Source organism: Bartonella sp. AA83SXKL (assembly GCF_042196965.1).
Classification (GTDB): Bacteria; Pseudomonadota; Alphaproteobacteria; order Rhizobiales; family Rhizobiaceae; genus Bartonella.
Window position 1 is genome coordinate 1 of record NZ_JBHIRG010000199.1, and the last position, 688, is coordinate 688.

A 688-nucleotide genomic window follows, 5' to 3' on the forward strand; every position below is an offset into this window, starting at 1 on the left:
TATCACCTATGCACGCGGATATCTGTTAGGCATGCTTCTTAATGTTGTGAGTGCAGATGATGATACGGATGGGAACGTGCCTCTCACAAGTGCATTTCCGCAGCAGATCAGTGAGATCAGAACACTCATGGCACAAACCCAAACAGAAGAAACCAAGATACTTGCTTATGCCAAAGTCAACAATCTTGCCGATATGTCTGATGGACAGGCTCAAACGGTATTGCATCTTTTGAAAGATAAACGAAACAAACAAATAGCAAAAGCAGAGCAATCTCTCTCACAACAAGAACAGCAAACGGCGGTGTAACATGGAGCAAAGAACAGCAGAGTGGTTTCAAGCAAGATTAGGCAAAGTCACTGCTTCAAACATTTACAATGTGCTCAGTAAAACAGCCAAAGGAACACCTACTAGCAAATATGAGGAGTACAAAATCAAACTCATGACAGAGCGATTAACAGAGGAAATAAGCCAATCTTATCTAACACCAGCTATGCAATGGGGCATTGAGCATGAAGAGGATGCACTAAAAGAATATGCCATCATTTATGACACAGAGGTCATAAAATGTGGTTTCATTCAACATCCCACCATAGAAATGGCTGGAGCAAGCCCTGATGGATTGATTGGGGAGGAGGGTTTAGTTGAAGTCAAATGCCCACACTCCACCAAGCATCTACGCTTTTATAT

General features: G+C 42.3%; 1 protein-coding gene and 1 pseudogene. Both read left to right on the plus strand.

Annotated elements, in window-relative coordinates; all coding sequences use genetic code 11:
- Nucleotides 1-307: pseudogene (locus ACFINO_RS10590) on the plus strand (recombinase); the annotation flags it as partial.
- Between the two features lies 1 nt (nt 308).
- Nucleotides 309-688: lambda exonuclease family protein (locus ACFINO_RS10595; RefSeq protein WP_375655811.1), on the plus strand; the 380-nt coding region annotated here is incomplete at its 3' end.